The organism is Terribacillus saccharophilus, assembly GCF_000725365.1.
Taxonomy (GTDB): domain Bacteria; phylum Bacillota; class Bacilli; order Bacillales; family Amphibacillaceae; genus Terribacillus; species Terribacillus saccharophilus.
In genome coordinates, this window is the sequence record NZ_CP008877.1 from 15,607 (window position 1) to 30,516 (window position 14,910).

16 protein-coding genes are annotated in these 14,910 nt (G+C 40.0%); 7 read left to right on the top strand and 9 right to left on the bottom strand.

Annotation, left to right across the window (positions count from 1 at the left end; translation table 11 throughout):
* Nucleotides 1-138: 138 nt before the first annotated feature.
* Together GZ22_RS17535 and GZ22_RS17540 are read left to right on the top strand one after the other, a co-directional pair.
* Entirely contained in the window at nucleotides 139-573 is a 435-nt protein-coding gene (locus GZ22_RS17535) for a transcriptional regulator (protein WP_041592294.1), read from the top strand.
* A gap of 4 nt (nucleotides 574-577) precedes the next feature.
* Nucleotides 578-823: a phage holin gene (locus tag GZ22_RS17540; protein ID WP_041592295.1), complete on the top strand. Its 246-nt coding sequence runs from the start codon at nucleotides 578-580 to the stop codon at nucleotides 821-823.
* A 71-nt stretch (nucleotides 824-894) separates the two neighbouring features.
* Here GZ22_RS17540 and GZ22_RS17545 read toward each other — a convergent pair whose 3' ends face one another.
* On the bottom strand, nucleotides 895-1,311 hold the full coding sequence (locus GZ22_RS17545) for a YcxB family protein (RefSeq protein WP_123921924.1): 417 nt from the start codon (nucleotides 1,309-1,311) through the stop codon (nucleotides 895-897).
* Nucleotides 1,312-1,609: 298 nt separating this feature from the next.
* Nucleotides 1,610-3,784, bottom strand: coding sequence for a glycoside hydrolase domain-containing protein (locus GZ22_RS17550; protein WP_051748595.1), 2,175 nt, complete (start codon nucleotides 3,782-3,784; stop codon nucleotides 1,610-1,612).
* A gap of 692 nt (nucleotides 3,785-4,476) precedes the next feature.
* On the opposite strand from GZ22_RS17550, the gene GZ22_RS17555 reads away from it, so the two are divergent.
* From GZ22_RS17555 to GZ22_RS17565, 5 genes are all read left to right on the top strand, one after another.
* Nucleotides 4,477-4,716 (top strand): helix-turn-helix domain-containing protein, encoded by a 240-nt coding sequence (locus GZ22_RS17555; RefSeq protein WP_041592297.1) that lies wholly within the window; start codon nucleotides 4,477-4,479, stop codon nucleotides 4,714-4,716.
* A 44-nt stretch (nucleotides 4,717-4,760) separates the two neighbouring features.
* Nucleotides 4,761-4,955: a DUF4177 domain-containing protein gene (locus GZ22_RS19140; protein WP_041592298.1), complete on the top strand. Its 195-nt coding sequence runs from the start codon at nucleotides 4,761-4,763 to the stop codon at nucleotides 4,953-4,955.
* A gap of 127 nt (nucleotides 4,956-5,082) precedes the next feature.
* Nucleotides 5,083-5,166, top strand: a complete 84-nt coding sequence (locus GZ22_RS18935) for a putative holin-like toxin (RefSeq protein WP_281176693.1) — start codon at nucleotides 5,083-5,085, stop codon at nucleotides 5,164-5,166.
* A 412-nt stretch (nucleotides 5,167-5,578) separates the two neighbouring features.
* Nucleotides 5,579-5,743, top strand: coding sequence for a hypothetical protein (locus tag GZ22_RS18695; RefSeq protein ID WP_164072131.1), 165 nt, complete (start codon nucleotides 5,579-5,581; stop codon nucleotides 5,741-5,743).
* Nucleotides 5,744-5,958: 215 nt separating this feature from the next.
* Nucleotides 5,959-6,198 (top strand): helix-turn-helix domain-containing protein, encoded by a 240-nt coding sequence (locus GZ22_RS17565; RefSeq protein WP_041592299.1) that lies wholly within the window; start codon nucleotides 5,959-5,961, stop codon nucleotides 6,196-6,198.
* A gap of 317 nt (nucleotides 6,199-6,515) precedes the next feature.
* Here the strand turns inward: GZ22_RS17565 and GZ22_RS17575 are convergent, their stop codons facing one another.
* From GZ22_RS17575 to GZ22_RS17605, 7 genes are all read right to left on the bottom strand, one after another.
* Nucleotides 6,516-7,187, bottom strand: a complete 672-nt coding sequence (locus GZ22_RS17575; protein ID WP_041592357.1) for a restriction endonuclease — start codon at nucleotides 7,185-7,187, stop codon at nucleotides 6,516-6,518.
* Between the two features lie 94 nt (nucleotides 7,188-7,281).
* Nucleotides 7,282-9,324, bottom strand: coding sequence for a DNA topoisomerase (locus GZ22_RS17580; protein ID WP_041592301.1), 2,043 nt, complete (start codon nucleotides 9,322-9,324; stop codon nucleotides 7,282-7,284).
* A gap of 61 nt (nucleotides 9,325-9,385) precedes the next feature.
* On the bottom strand, nucleotides 9,386-10,429 hold the full coding sequence (locus tag GZ22_RS17585; RefSeq protein WP_041592302.1) for a DUF3991 domain-containing protein: 1,044 nt from the start codon (nucleotides 10,427-10,429) through the stop codon (nucleotides 9,386-9,388).
* Between the two features lie 12 nt (nucleotides 10,430-10,441).
* Complete coding sequence (locus GZ22_RS17590; RefSeq protein ID WP_041592303.1) at nucleotides 10,442-11,908, bottom strand: hypothetical protein; 1,467 nt, start codon at nucleotides 11,906-11,908, stop codon at nucleotides 10,442-10,444.
* Nucleotides 11,909-11,920: 12 nt separating this feature from the next.
* Nucleotides 11,921-12,826, bottom strand: coding sequence for a conjugal transfer protein TrbL family protein (locus tag GZ22_RS17595; protein WP_041592304.1), 906 nt, complete (start codon nucleotides 12,824-12,826; stop codon nucleotides 11,921-11,923).
* 5 nt (nucleotides 12,827-12,831) lie between these two features.
* Nucleotides 12,832-14,487: a VirD4-like conjugal transfer protein, CD1115 family gene (locus GZ22_RS17600; RefSeq protein WP_084160849.1), complete on the bottom strand. Its 1,656-nt coding sequence runs from the start codon at nucleotides 14,485-14,487 to the stop codon at nucleotides 12,832-12,834.
* 1 nt (nucleotide 14,488) lies between these two features.
* On the bottom strand, nucleotides 14,489-14,905 hold the full coding sequence (locus tag GZ22_RS17605; protein WP_041592305.1) for a hypothetical protein: 417 nt from the start codon (nucleotides 14,903-14,905) through the stop codon (nucleotides 14,489-14,491).
* Between the last annotated feature and the right edge of the window lie 5 nt (nucleotides 14,906-14,910).

Consider the following 14,910-nt stretch of genomic DNA (forward strand, 5'->3'; position numbering starts at 1 on the left):
CTCAATTAGATCAAAAAAATACTAAAATGAGACCACAAAGAAAAGGTGATAAATCAGTAAAAATGTAAGTATTATGCCTAAATCTAGGGTATAATAAGAACATACGTTCGCTATATGATTTTGAAAGGGGAACACATCATGCAAACAATACTAGAAAGCTCTAAATCAGAACGAAAGAAACTCATTAAAAACATTGAAAAACATCTTCGCAACTACAGTAACTATAAGATTGCCTCTGCAAACCTGCATAAGCAGCTAGAATTTATATCTGACAATAAGCAGTTAAAACAAATTCCAGCTGGTCATGTCACCTTGCATATACCCGACAATGAATCATTAGCTTTACTACAGTCAGAGTTCAGTCAGTTACAGATTGTCATTGAAACGATTGATCGATCTCTAACAGAACTAACTGATATCGAACAGAAGTTCATTGAGACTCGCTATTTCAATAAATGGTCTATTGAGAAAAGTGCCATGCACATTGGATATAGCGACAAAGCCCTCTTTGTCATTCGTAATCAAGTCATGGATAAGTTATTGCTTAGCCTTGGCAGTGTAGCTTTGATGTAAGGAGGTGAAATTTATGGATAAGGGAACTATAATACGCACTATTGTTTTGGCAATTGCTTTGCTAAACCAATTCCTTGTTATTTTTAACAAATCTCCTCTGCCAATAAGCAATGAAGAATTAGAACAAATTCTATCATCGGTATTTACTTTAGTAGTGTCACTCATTGCTTGGTACAAGAACAATTACGTCACTAGTAAAGGTAAGCAGCAGAGAGAAGTCCTACAAGAAGTCAACTTAGCTAAAAGTTAAACATAACAAAGAGCACTTACTAAATGTAAGTGCTCTTTGTTATGTTTTAAATCTTATCTATACTTCAAAGCTTAAGCTTTGAGATTAAATGTATTTGTTAATATTCTATTAAAATCTTTCTGTTCTTCGAATGTAAGATCATTTTGAAACTTAGGAATCATGAGTGAAGAATCTTTAGTAACATAGATATAAATATAAAATTCATCATCATCTGCTTTTAAAAGCTCTTCCCAGCGCCAACATCTGTTACTCTCCTTTGTTTGCACTTCGAGAGTTTCTTCAGTGATTGTAACTGTATATGGACCTCCAAATTTCTTGTTCATGCCTTTTCTGTAAGCTGTCTTGAGAACAGCTTGAACATTTAACTTGTCTGCTAGTGGATTACATATAAAAATCGATACAATTATCAGTGCAATTGAAAAAGTAAGTAAACCGGTAGTTAGTTCATCAATATATACCTGACGTATGTTATAAGCGATGATTGCCAAAATAGGTAGCATTATGAAATAGAGCTTTCTTAACTTATAAAATCTCGAATTCTTGACAAAGTTGGTTTGTTTTCTAATATATGCGTCGTCATCTAATTCAAAGTTAATTACGATGTTGCTCACTCCTTAGAAACTTTTCTCATCTAATGGTAACACAAAATATAATAGCAATCCTGGTTGAAACAGTGAAGCAAGGACGGAACTTAGAATACATATTTGGTACCTAAAATAAAAAGATTGTAGAGAAACGGAAGTTTCTCTACAATCTGATAGACATTAGCATTATTGATTCATATTATTAGGTGGGATCATCATCGCTTTCGTCGTCAGATAGTCCGAGAAAAGCAAGTAAAGCTACTGCTGCTTCTGATACAACAGGTAATGCCAATCCTCCGGTTTGTAATGTTGCATAGCCTACTGCAAACGCAGCAACTGCAAAGGTTGTAACTTCTAATGCCTTTTTCAGACTTTCCATAGGTGAAGGTAATTGAACATTACTGAATGTTATTGTGACAGCTACTTGTAAGGCGACATTAGATCCAACAGAAGAAGGCAAGTCAAACTTCTTACCAATTAATTTCATTTCAAGGCCATTTGCTACTATCTTTGACTCAACTTCAATCTCACCATTACCAATTCCTAAAGCAAGATTATCCAAGAATCCTTGCGCTGTATCAAGGCGAGAAGAACTTAATTTCGTTTGAGTTTCTTCTGCGGCTACTGCGACTGATAATCCAATTTTACCGTCTTGTACAGTAACAGCATTATTACTTTCTCCTAGTTTTACTACGCGTGATACTACCACATCTACCGACAGCGTCGCCATCTCTATAACTCTGAAACTCTTATCAAATATAAATTCTGTTGAAAACATGTATGGAGTAGTACTCACAAAAGGCAACCTGCTGCCGACTTCAGTCCAAGCTTGTCTAAGAACATCCTCCTCTAAATCTTTTGGTGGAGTTACAGCGGAAACACCTTGATCTCTACCTGAAGTATCGACTTTATCAATTGGTATGCTTGTATTCGTTCCTGAGTAAATTGTTTGCTCAAAGAACTGACTAAATGACCAGTTATTTGGCATAGGAAATCCTAGATTACCACTAAATCCTGTGGACATATTAGATACAAAGCTATTGTCTGCATACCCTGCATTAGCAACTTGAATACAAGAGTTCCGTGGTCCATAAATTCCTATCTTGTAATCTGGTACGCCATTGTATTGTTTCAATTCTGCAAAGGTAGAGAAAATTTCATTAAAGTAAGGAAGAATCTTATTTTTAACTTCAAAGTCGTAAGCATCAAAATCTACTGCAAAGTAGATAGTAGTACCAGATGGAAAACCTAAAGCACGCGCTGCTGCAAGAGCCTTGTTTGCATCAATATTACCTTGTCCTGAAACAAAGTAGTCAGAATAGTACCCACCATCTTGATAAATAGGAAACACTTTTAACCCTTTACTAAAGATTAGGTTTAGCTCCGAGTCAGTAAGTGCTTTGGAAAGCGTACCTCCAACAGTTCCTGTTAGATAGCGCCCTACCATTTTATAACCATTATTAATAACGGTTTGAATATTTGATGTATTGAGGATAGTTGCTGTATCACAGACTGTTGCCGATCTTCCTGTGTGACCTGCACTGCTTAAAAGCTGTTTAATCGTAGGCATATCAGCAATTCCTGTTTGAGGAAGTACTAAGTCTTTCTGGAATTGGATAACTTTACTTTTTAACCCACTATCAAATCTCCCATCGAGACCTAAAATACCAATAGTATCGTAACCGTTACCGAGTAATGCCCCCTGAAGTAGTTTAACGTTGTTTCCACTATCACCTTCATACAATACTGGACATCCGTTTGTAGTGCCTGGACCAAAGTTCCCGTTCGCAACACTTGTGCTCATTCCCATTTCAGCTTGCAAGCCATAAATTAGAGCTTTGTTTGTATTCCGTTCATAAACCCCGTTAGTTGGAATATACGTAAAATATTTACCACCATACGTTGCATTTAAAAACTGCTGAACTGTACGCATATCAGAGGTACCCTGAGAAGATAGTGTATATCCATCGGTGTTCAACAATGCTTTCATAACTTGAGCTGTCACAACGCCTGTGGGCTCTATCCCAATATCTCTTTGGAACCTTTTTACTGCTGATTCTGTATCGTCAAGAAACATACCGTTGAATCCACCTGGACTGTATCCCTTAGTCCAGAAACCGCCTTGAAGAATATAATTCAAATTTCTAGGTTCTGCTTTTTCACCTTGTTTGAATAAAGCTTTGAAAGCAAGTTCTGTCGCTGGTCCGAAACTATCGGCCAAATTTGTAATTCCTAACTCAATTTGTACAGCACGAATTAAACCGTAATATGTTTTATTCCTAGTTTGTCCATCCTCAGGTACTTTATTGAATCCATTTACTCCTGAGTACGTCTTGTTTAACCAAATCTGGGTTTGTCTTAACATTTCATCTGCCATGTATATCTCCCCTTGTGTTATATATTCACAGATTCCTTCGCTTGAATAGCAGGTCATCTCTGTAATTACATTCTGTCACAAGAGTAAGATACATAACTCTACACTTTATCCTCTGTTACTCCAAGAAAAATTTAGAAGCTTAACAACTATAGTTTTCTCAAATTGTACTCAATAAAAAGCTCTTTAATTCATCTTTTGCTCTTTCTACTGTCTTTTTGATTGTTGTCGTATAGGGCTCCCCATAAGTAGTATTAGCTAGTTCTTTTCAAACCCAGGTAAAGAGCTTTATTTATCCTCCCCCTATTGGGATGTAAGTCTATAAAATCATTCCAAGGTATAAGTCTCCATAAATACCTCTTCTAATAAAAAGGTGTACGTAAATGTTTACGTACACCTTTTTATTTTCCATGAAGATAGTAATGTCTCGAAGAAATGGGACTTTGCAATACTGAAAAGGAGTCACTTGACGTTCTGAAAATTAAAAAAGAACACCCGGATAAAAGTGTTCAGTAACAGCAGCCCTGAAATATATCCTATGTACGAAGGATTCAATCGTACCATTCCCCATCCTTTAAATAGTCCTGATAACAGATATTTCACTACTAAGCGTATATGATGAAAATATTGCCAGGGAGCTGCTTTTCATTATATATGCATTATGCCATAATACATATATAAAGGAGTTGTTCCCTATGCCAGATATTGAGCCAAAATATAAATTGGTTGTTACACCTCGTCTCCAAGAATTATTAACGGAACATGGCTATTCTCAAACAGAAATTGCCCGGAAAACAGGCATAGACCAATCTATTATCAGTCGATTTGATCAACAGAGTAGACATGCAGATGTTGTCTTATTCAAATTGGCTGCTGCATTGGATTGCAATATCCAAGACTTATTTATTATTACGTACGAAAAAGCCGATATATAAATATAAGATAAAAAGATATAAAAACATACAGGTAGGAGTATTTTATGAGAAAATTTGAATATGACATTATGATATTTCGAAAGCATCTTAACAACGAGGAATTCATGCATCAATGTATAAATGAGCATGGTGCAAAGGGATGGGAGTTAGTGAATATCGTGCCTCATACCGAAACAACAGCTATAGGATCTTTCACTCGTACATATAAAATTGTCATGTATTTTAAACGAGAAATTTAGGGCTAAATATAGAAAAAGAATCGGCTATAGCACCGATTCTTTTTTTAATTTTGGTATAATACTCTTGTACAAGTATTCGGCTCACTCAAGGGCGGTCTGGCTCATTCCCCTAAAGGGGGTGAGGCTTATGACAACATTTGAAGGTCTATCTCTCATGATAGCTTTTGGCGTATTCATTATCGCCCTGTTGTCTTATATAGACAAAAAATAGACCCCCTTGAGCCTTGGACAGTTTAAGGGTGGTCTATTCGCAAAGAATTCCTATTTGAGTCAGCGCCAGGGTGTTGGTGACACAACTCCCTGGTTTTTTATGTTATTCATTATCTACCAACAATATACCACTTACACTTGCTATTTAACAAGTGATACAAATTATTATATAACTCTATATGCCCCAGAAAAATATAGACCACTTCATTCATTAAGTATTACTACACAGAAAAACTATTAAAGGAAAAACATATTGAAGGAAAATAGGAAAGGACTCTGCAATATAGGGAATTTTAGAGGCAAAACAAAGAGAAAAAAACTAAAAAAACCTATTAAAACAACAATAAACCTATTTACTTTTTGTCTATAGGTTGGTATAATATAAGTATAAAGAAAAGGAGGTGAAACAAGATATGATGGATTGGAATTGGTGGATTTCAGGTCTACTCGCAGTCGCAGGTGGCAGCCTAGCGGTTATCAAGGGCTTACAAGAAATTGTAAAACTCTTGAGTGCATGTGTAGACCTGAAGTTAAAGCTCAAAGAGCTGAAAAAACAAGAGCAAGAAAAAGGGGCTTAATCCCCTTTTCTTCACTCTATTGTACACCATATTCTGCATCATATCCAATGTGATGAAAAAGTTTGACACCGGGTTCCTTACTTTTACAGTGTTATATTTGCTCTTCAGAAACTATGTCTATTCCGGCACATTCCTGAAGATAATGGATGTCCTTATTGCCATCGTCTGGATCATTACGGCAGTACGTGTCTTCCTGGAAAGGAAAGTTAAATCTCATGACTAAATTCAGCCGTGAACAGCTGCTGGAGATTTTGGAGAACGAATTTTTATCGACGACTGAAGCTTATGAAATGTTAGGTATAACAAAACCAGCCTTCATGTCACTCGTGAAAAGAAGAAAGATTGAACAGATTGATAAACGTGGGGCTAAATTGTATCTAAAACAGGATATTATGCAGCGTTTAGAGGAACAGGATTCGCTTCGGAAAAAGTTTCGTCCATATGATGAGGAATAACGTCATTTTGAAGATAAAATAGACCTCTTGGAGCCTTAAACGGCTTCAGAGGTCTATTTCTATGTATTAACTAGTATCTACTAACGGGGCTTTCTCTCCTAATTTTTGCACGACGTGCTTTAGAGCGTATCCACCTAACGATATACCATATTCTAAACACCGTTAAAAGAAGCATCCCGAGTAATAATCCCCAAAAATCCAAGAAAGAAAAAGCTAAAATAATAAATACTAACGTTAAAAACACATCTAATAATATCCATCGCATATATTTTCCTCCTAAAAAAGGACGCTTAACTCAATATTAAGCGTCCTCTTCATTATATCACTTCATAAATGCTGGCTGTGTACGTGCAAATCGGATAGTTGCTGCATCCATAGAATTCGCTGTTATTCTGACCAGTGCGCAATTTCAGCTTATTTTTGCATTCTGGGCATGTCTTTTCTTCAGGTGTTACTTCAGAACGTACCTGCTTTGCTGTTTTCTCAGGCTTTAGATTCAGAATAAGCTCCTGAAGCTCATGTCGATTCACCAACCGAACATTACAAGCTTTCGCAAGCTCCAAAGCTGACTTTGTGAAGAAGGCATTGGTGACAACCCATCTTTCATCAGCTAAATAGTACGTCCCTCCTGCATATACTTCTTGTACAGCTTTTAGTGAGACTTTGTTCTTGAATCCATATCGTTTGGCTTGGATTGCAATAGTCTTGTTCTCCGATTTCAGCAACAGATCCACTCCGAAATCTCCACTCTTCTTGGTTACCGTTGATCTGTAGCCGAGTTTCTTGAAAAGTACCTTCAGGTACTCTTCGAACTGGAATCCGTCCATCTTATCAATATCCTTCATGCCCGATTTCGCTAATTTGCTTTCCCTTTTGTAGCGTTGCAACATTTGAAATGCTACACCAAGGACAAGGATAAGAAAAACAAGCGCCAGCATTCCATAAGCAAAATTCTGAAGGCTTGCTGGTAATGCTACATCTTGAAACATTTCTTTGACCTCGACATTATTCGACACAATATTCCTCCTATCTATAATGTTAAATCATTATGTAAAAAAGAGGTCTGTTCGTCCTCTTCTCCAGTTATTCTGCAAATTCGATCCAGTTGTTTTCTATGTTGTGTTTTACTTCAGCTTTCCAAGAACCTCTTTTACTTTTAAGCGTCACTTTTACGACTTTTCCGGAAAGGAGCTTGATAGCTTCATTTTTCGTGATGTTACTCTTACCTAACTTGGCTAATCCGTTCTTCCAGACCGTTATTTTGCAACCTTCCTTGTATCCAGAACAAGAGTATCCCTTGCCGTTTTCGTAAATTGGTTTTTTGCACTTCGGACATTCGGCAATCACTGCTTTTGTGGCAGGTTTAGCTGAAGCTAGGGTCTTCACATTTCCTTTAATTTCACGTGCTGTCTGTTGTACCAGCCCTTCCAGTTCTTCATAAAAGACCGTTGGAGACAGTTCATTCTGTTCAATCTGTGCCAACATTGATTCGAAGAATGCTGTTAGCTGCACACTATATAAGGAGAAATCAGCTGGCATCATGCCGATGAGTTCCCGACCAAGAGGTGTGGAAATAATTTGATTCTTCTTTTTCTCGATGAAGCCACGTTCCACCAGCTTCTCGATGATGGCTGCCCTGGTTGCTGAAGTCCCAATTCCTTCTACAGTTCTGATGACTTGTTTATCTGCCGTTCCTTCCAGGAACTTGGCTGCGTGTTCCATGTCATTCAATAGTGTTCCTTCTGTGTAGCGTTGTGGTGGTTTTGTTTCCTTCTCAACCAGCATGTATTCTCCGACATCCGACAGATCTGTGTGCTTCAGGGAAGCCTCCTGGAGTGTTTCGCCATACAGTGCCTTCCATCCGAGTTTAACCAGGACACTTTCCTTCGCCTTGAAGGTATGTTCTCCATCCTTAAAGATTGCGACTGTTTCTTCCTTCTGTGCATATGGATAGAATGCAGCCAAGAAACGTGTCTGGATGACATCATAGAGAATGGCCTCATCTCCTGCAAGGTTTTCAGCCACCTTGGACGTAATGATGATAGCTTCATGGTCCGTGACTTTGGCTGGATTAATGAAGGATGCTTCCATTTCGTATCCTTCGGACACAATCGTGTCTACTATTTCGTTACCTCTATGCTTCTGAAGCAATGCAGGTAGCTCAGAACCGTTGGCGATGTATTGGGAGTTAGTACGTGGGTATGTGACCACCTTTTTCTCATACAGCTTCTGTGTCATGTTCAGCGTATGTTCTGCACCCCACTTGTACTTTTTGTTCATATGTTTCTGAAGCTCCGTTAAGCTAAACAGCTTTTGTGGCTTCTCATCCTTCAGGTTGGATGTAATAGAGAAGTTGGTGCGATTCGAACAGGAATCCAGGATGATTTGCGCTTCTCCTTTCGGTAGATGCGTATCCTTATCCAAGACAAGTTCATATTTCTCATCGTTCTTATCCATGGCAGCGATAGTGTAATGCACCACTTTGGAGAAGTTTTCAATCGTCTTATCACGACTTACCACCATTGCCAAAGTCGGTGTCTGTACACGTCCCAGGGAAAGGACTTTCGAACTTTTGCTTAATTTCGTCACCATCATCGTGGCATTCATGCCAATCATCAGATCCGATTCCTCACGCAATTTTCCTGCCATCGCCAATCCTTCATATTCGGCACCGTCTTTCGCATTGTGGAAGGCTTTTTGAAGTCCCTCTTGCGTCATATCTTGAATCCAGAGACGCTTCAACGGCTTCTTCACGCCACTCAAGTCGTAAATCTTCCGGAAGATGTGCTCGCCTTCTCTTCCAGCATCTGTCGCGATATAGATGAGGTCTGCTTTTTTCATGAGGGACACAACCACATTGTATTGCTTCTTCACTCCAGGATTATCAATTACTGCCAAGGGGATGTCTTTCTTGAAGAACGGCAGCTTATGTACGTTACCTCTCCAGCCCCAATCTTCATTGATTGTTTCCGGGCTTACACAGCTCACCAGGTGTCCGAAAGCATAGGTAAAAATCTTCCCGTCTTTCCCGATTAAGTATCCTTGCGCTTTCTCATATCCTCCGGATATCGCTGTTGCTAGATCGCTTGCTACACTTGGTTTCTCACATACAAATAGATGACTCATAAATCTGTTAACCCCCTGGAAATTAAAAAGGCACTCAAATGAGTGCCTTAGTGTTTGTTTTTTATAGTTCAATGTCGTTAGTTATGTTTTTTTTTACGGCCGCTGAAGCAACTTGTGCTTTCAGTTCGTTATTCCAATCCCACTTTTCTTGTCCTTTCGGAAGATCCGGCATATCCACTTGGAAATCCAAGCTATTTCCGTCCTTTCCTTTAACTTTCAGCCCAAGATTATTCACTTTGTCTATGAAATCGCGTCCTGCCTGGTCATTATCCACACAGAGAGTCACACCTTGTAATGACCTGCCACTTTCCTTCAACTCCTTAATGGTGTTCACCAGCGTCTTAAGGACTGTTTTCTCCTTCAGTCCGTCCATACTTATCAATCGACAGTTCATTAGGTTAGTCCTATTTAAGGAATAATAGCTTAACAGGTCAATCGGAGATTCGAAGAAAAACAATTTATTCGGATATCCCCTGGTGATGTTGAAACCACTGAAGGTGGCTTCTTCTGTCGTGGGTAGCACCTTCTTGAAGTAAGGACGGTCTGCATGCATACGCTTCTCTTCCGGGATTTCCCTCGTTCCCTGTAAAGTAGCGCCAATGAGCTCCCCTTTATCTTTCCACTTGAAGACGACATTCTTATAACTGTCTTCCTTGATTAAGTCAGCCTGCATGAACTGCTGGACGACTTGAGTGTCAATTTTCCGATCATGCACCAGGTAGTTATAGGCATTATCGCTGCCATTGACTTCCTTCACGTCATAAAGGAATTTATCTGAATAAGCATGTTTCGGAGCTTCGAAAGCCGATAGATCCTTTTCTCCCAAATCATTATTGATTTGCTTCACGGCTGCTTGAAAAGAAACGTTATGGACGTGCATTAAGTAAGTAACGGCATTACCCGAAACACTTCGGCTATTCCAGCTGAAATAGTTCTTTTTTGCATTCACTACAAGGCTGTCATGGTCTTGATGTCGATAAAATTTATTCCCTTGGCTCTTTAACGGCTCCCCGATGGAAAGCAGGTATTCTAGGATATTGACGCTATTCGCGCGCTCCTTTTCTTCAGCCGTCACAAAAAGCTTTTCTTGGTTCACTGCTGCCATCTAGAATCCCCCTTAAAATTGATTCACCAGACCGTTAATTTGAGCTTTCACACTGTCAACAATAGGGATGCCATTCCCCAAATCGAAGTAGTACACCACACCCAATATCAAAGTGACAAACAAAACAAGGGCAAGGACATTCTTCAAAGGCTTCAGGGAAGGACTCCGGAACTTCCTGGTCTTCTCAGCCCGATAACGCTCTTCGATGCGCACCTGCTTTTCAGCTTCCCTGGCCTGTTGCCTGGCTTGTTTCTTCAATTCCTTTTCCTGCATCAACTTATCTTTTTTCAGTTCATCCATGAACTTTATCTTTTCCGTGGTCAGTTTCTCTTCGAAATCCAGCTTCTTGCTTAACTGTTCCTGCTTCTCCTGCTTGGCAGCCTTCCGGCTTTCCCGGTGGTCTCTCGCAAGCTTATAAGCCCGTTTACTGCCCTTCACAGATGCTTTTGCTGTGAATTTGATCGCTTGCCCGGAGTAGTTCTTTACAGCCTCAAAATCAAGTTCCTGAAGCCTTTCCTTCATCGTCAACTTAGGAACCACAGTGGCTGCCGTTTTCATACTTGCTGAAGCAACACCTGGTGGATGGATTGGCACATCTATAGAGCCTGGAATCGGCTGTTGTGAAGGCATATGCTCCTGAAGTCTCTGCTTATGCTGTACTTCTTCGACTTCACCTTCTGCTTTCAGTAAGTTTGCCTGGCGTTCTATTTCTGCTTTTTGTTCCTCTAATTCCTGGAGTTCCTTTTTACGTTCCAGGACGCCCTTGTCCAATTCAGCTTGTATATTGGCAAGTTCAATTTCGGAAACTTTTGCTTCATCCTCAACCTGCTTTAAACGTTTTTCATGTTCTTCCTGTTTCCTTTTATCCTGGGCTCGTTTTTCTTCCATGCGCTGCTGATATTCTTGCTTCTCTTCTTCGAGCTGCCGTAAGGCTTCCAGGCGTTGTGATTCCTTGAATGCCTCTTCCTTTTCCTTCTGTTGGAGAGCTTTCTCCAAGGCTTCCTTTTCGTCCTGGATGGCTTTCATCTTTCGTTGGTATTCCATATCCCGTTGCATGCGCTCTTTTTCATCGTTCTTGAGCTGTTGTTGGATATCGCTCTTCTCTGTCTTCAGTTGTTCGAGTTTGGCTTTTTCCTCGACGTGATTATTGAAGGAAATATCGACTTCCGTTTCCTCCACTGATTTTGATTCCACGCCTGATACATAGTCCACGACTTCCTTCGGGATACTATTTGATCCCCGGATTACTTGAAACAGGCTATCCGTATCCTGACTAATCGTGAATCGGGCGTTAAAGATACTTTCGCCCGATTCGATGTTGATGATTCGATATCTCAATTTGATTTGTTGTCCAGTTTGTTTATATTTCATAACTGCTTCAAGCAGCATGTCATTCGCCTTAGAGAAGGTCAAAGGATGGTCATATTCCATCTTCGGTATCTCAACTTCCGACATCTGCCGTAAGGTAATTAGATACATATTGTTTCCTCCTTACTTCATTGGAGCTTTCATGCCACCCATGAACTTCGACATTAGCATACTGGAAGCCATAGAGCCCATCCGTCCAGCACCTCTTTGAACACCTTGTGCGCTGCCCCCTCCGTACCACATGTTCTTTAGAACAGAAGGTGTCTTGATAATTAAAGCTCCTGCACCAACTGCCAAAAGTAAAGTAGCAGGTAAATCAGCTTCTGGTGGCTGTTCTCCAAAAATAATATTGATGATAAGTGTTACTAGAAATACTTTTATTAACATAGCTGTGACCATGGAAAGAAGTTCTCTCCACCAGACTGAGAAGTAGTTATTGTCATCAGCAATCAAGGATAGTGCAACAGGCCCCGTCAGTATCATCATAATGACAAAATCGGCATAGAAAATACATAGCGAGTATAGGAAGGCAATGAAGACCACCAAGAAGAAAATCCCTACTAGTATTAGAACGATTCCTCCTCCACCCAAGAGCGCTCCCACTACTGTAAGTGTCTTCGTTGGATCAAAGTCTTTGGTTGTCATATCTACAAAGTCTTGTGCTATCGGAAGCGATATATCTACAAATAATTTTTGTAGAATCCACGGGAGAATCATTATAGCTCCTGCACTTTTAACCGTCCGTAACAGTATTTCATCCAAGGGATATTGTTGTGTTCCATTCTGCGTATTTACGATGTATTCAATAATTTTATAGAGTACAAGAACAACGGCAAATATACTCGTTAACCCTCCAAGATAATCTAATACTTCTTTAACGAATGCATTTTCCGGAAGATTGTAAGCTAATTTAACCATCCAGCCCAGGCTCCACTCCATTACATCTTCTACCCAACCAGTGACTGTTTCTTCTATAACCTCTTGGAACTTACTTCCGACCTTATCTGAAGCCCAATCTAAAAAACCCACTTAAATCACCCAACCTTTCCTTCACTGTCTTCTTCTGACATAGCATTTAACACGTTGAGCGCTTCTTCTGTGTTATCATACATCCCCTTAAATCGCGCTTGATCCAACACATCATCTTGTGCATCATCTATTTGCCCGTCAATATCAAGCTCTTCATCGGCTTGTGCCTGAAGCATTCTTTCCTGACGCTCTTGCTCTATCGCCTGTGCTTCGCGTAACTTCTCCTGGTGCTCTTGTTCCTTCTTCTCTTGGAGAGCTTCATAGGCTGCCACTGTCTCTTCATATTCTTCGATGGATGCCTGGCTTGTTTTCCGTTGATACTCCATCTGGGACACTTCATACTTGTCAGCCAGACCAGGGAATAACACAAACTGTTTGGCTTTCTTCGCCTTAATCGGATATTTACCAGCGATGAGTACCAAGCTATCATCCTCTGACATCGTCAGGATTTCATCAGAATTCATCAATGATCGTTGAGAGAAGGAATAGTTGGAACTACTGGATGAACTTCCAGATTGACCTCTTGAAAGCGACCTTCCTCCAGTCTCTACTTTGACCGTGGTTTTCCCCATTAAATTACTGAAGTAATTGGCTGTCGTATCGTTGACGTTTCCTAAACAAATCTTGATGGCACAGTTACCCAGGATGGATTCGGCTTTGTCTTTACCATACTTATCCATCAACTGCGTGTTGTTCTGTAAGATTGTGCAACAAGCAATTCTGTATCCCCGGCAGGTTGCCAGGAATATCTCGTAGTTATCGAATTTCCCCAAGTTAGGGAACTCATCCAAAAGTAATACAACCGGAACAGGAAGCTTCGCGTTATTCTTGTCTCCCAGGATATAAAGCTCCTGGAACAGCTGCGTAAAGAAAAGGTTGATAAGCCCTTCCCATGTGGTGTCCATCGTTGGAATCAACACATAAAGCGCAACCTTTTTGGTGCCGATATCTTCAAAGAAGAAATCATTATTCTTCGTAAAGTTGGCAACGTCATCATCCACATAATCTCCGATCGTTGTAAGTAAGCTGATGATGATACTTGCACGGGTCTTTTCTTGCGATTTTTTAAAGCCCAGCTCGTAACTCCGACGTGCTGGGTGCATCTTGTCCAGTTCCATGAACTTCTCGTCCAGTTCACTTTCTCCGTCCTCGTTCATTTCCGGATCAAACTCTTGGAGGAAGTCTAAAATCCCCTCCATATTCCTCTTATCCGGATGGAACTCCGTCCGGACATAAAGAATCAACGCCTTAAGTAGACCTAATTGGGCGTTGAACCAGATGTCTTTTCGTTTCGCGTCATTCTTGGCACTGACAATCGTGTTGGCTACCGTCGTCGCGTCCAAATCCTTCCGGACATATCCAAAAGGATTGTAATGGTCGGATATCGCCATGTTCTTGAAGTTCACGACTCTTACTTCATATCCTTGCGCTTCCTTGATTTTGGCTGTCTTTTCGTATATTTCACCCTTCGGGTCGGTTACCACGATACTCGCATCCGAAATGTTCATCATGTTTGTTAACACAAAAGATTGTGTCTTGAAAGAACCAGGCCCACCTACCACGTACATATTTCGATTAGCCAACTTGCTTGCCTCGTGTTGAATCAGGGCTTTGCCATCTTTGATTCCCATCACGATTCCACTTGCTTTGCTTTCTGCCATGTTACTTCACCTCATCCATTGTCTTTTGTATTTCGTTCATTAATTGATTGGAAGGAAGAACGGTTATCTGTTCCGGGACTTTGAAAATCTCTTCGTTCTTCGCCCAACGGGAAGAACCTTGCACCCCGTATTTCTCTCCGACATTCTGATAGTCTTTGTGACGCGTTTTATATATAAGGTAAATAAACAGTCCAAGCATTACCCCGAAAGAGATATACAACAAGGGATTGGCTGCCTCATGCATTTCTTGAATATTTTCGATTGGATGCAAAACAATATCTAAAGCATATTCCGTAACAGCTTCTCCACTAAAATCTTGCTTATTTTCAGCTATAAAAGGAATGAAGCCTACAATGAATAAAGCAAGATAGAAAAGGACAACAAAAAGAAAAGTAAAGATGCCTATTTTAAGTTTCATATCGT

Bases quoted from the DNA above. Each gene is read 5' to 3' on its own strand.
- GZ22_RS17535 (WP_041592294.1), top strand. From the start codon at position 139: ATGCAAACAATACTAGAAAGCTCTAAATCAGAACGAAAGAAACTCATT.
- GZ22_RS18935 (WP_281176693.1), top strand. From the start codon at position 5,083: ATGACAACATTTGAAGGTCTATCTCTCATGATAGCTTTTGGCGTATTC.
- GZ22_RS17600 (WP_084160849.1), bottom strand. From the start codon at position 14,487: ATGGCAGAAAGCAAAGCAAGTGGAATCGTGATGGGAATCAAAGATGGC.
- GZ22_RS19140 (WP_041592298.1), top strand. From the start codon at position 4,761: ATGAGAAAATTTGAATATGACATTATGATATTTCGAAAGCATCTTAAC.
- GZ22_RS17575 (WP_041592357.1), bottom strand. From the start codon at position 7,187: ATGTTTCAAGATGTAGCATTACCAGCAAGCCTTCAGAATTTTGCTTAT.
- GZ22_RS17555 (WP_041592297.1), top strand. From the start codon at position 4,477: ATGCCAGATATTGAGCCAAAATATAAATTGGTTGTTACACCTCGTCTC.
- GZ22_RS17580 (WP_041592301.1), bottom strand. From the start codon at position 9,324: ATGAGTCATCTATTTGTATGTGAGAAACCAAGTGTAGCAAGCGATCTA.
- GZ22_RS17550 (WP_051748595.1), bottom strand. From the start codon at position 3,784: ATGGCAGATGAAATGTTAAGACAAACCCAGATTTGGTTAAACAAGACG.
- GZ22_RS17590 (WP_041592303.1), bottom strand. From the start codon at position 11,908: ATGTATCTAATTACCTTACGGCAGATGTCGGAAGTTGAGATACCGAAG.
- GZ22_RS17605 (WP_041592305.1), bottom strand. From the start codon at position 14,905: ATGAAACTTAAAATAGGCATCTTTACTTTTCTTTTTGTTGTCCTTTTC.
- GZ22_RS17565 (WP_041592299.1), top strand. From the start codon at position 5,959: ATGACTAAATTCAGCCGTGAACAGCTGCTGGAGATTTTGGAGAACGAA.
- GZ22_RS17585 (WP_041592302.1), bottom strand. From the start codon at position 10,429: ATGGCAGCAGTGAACCAAGAAAAGCTTTTTGTGACGGCTGAAGAAAAG.
- GZ22_RS18695 (WP_164072131.1), top strand. From the start codon at position 5,579: ATGATGGATTGGAATTGGTGGATTTCAGGTCTACTCGCAGTCGCAGGT.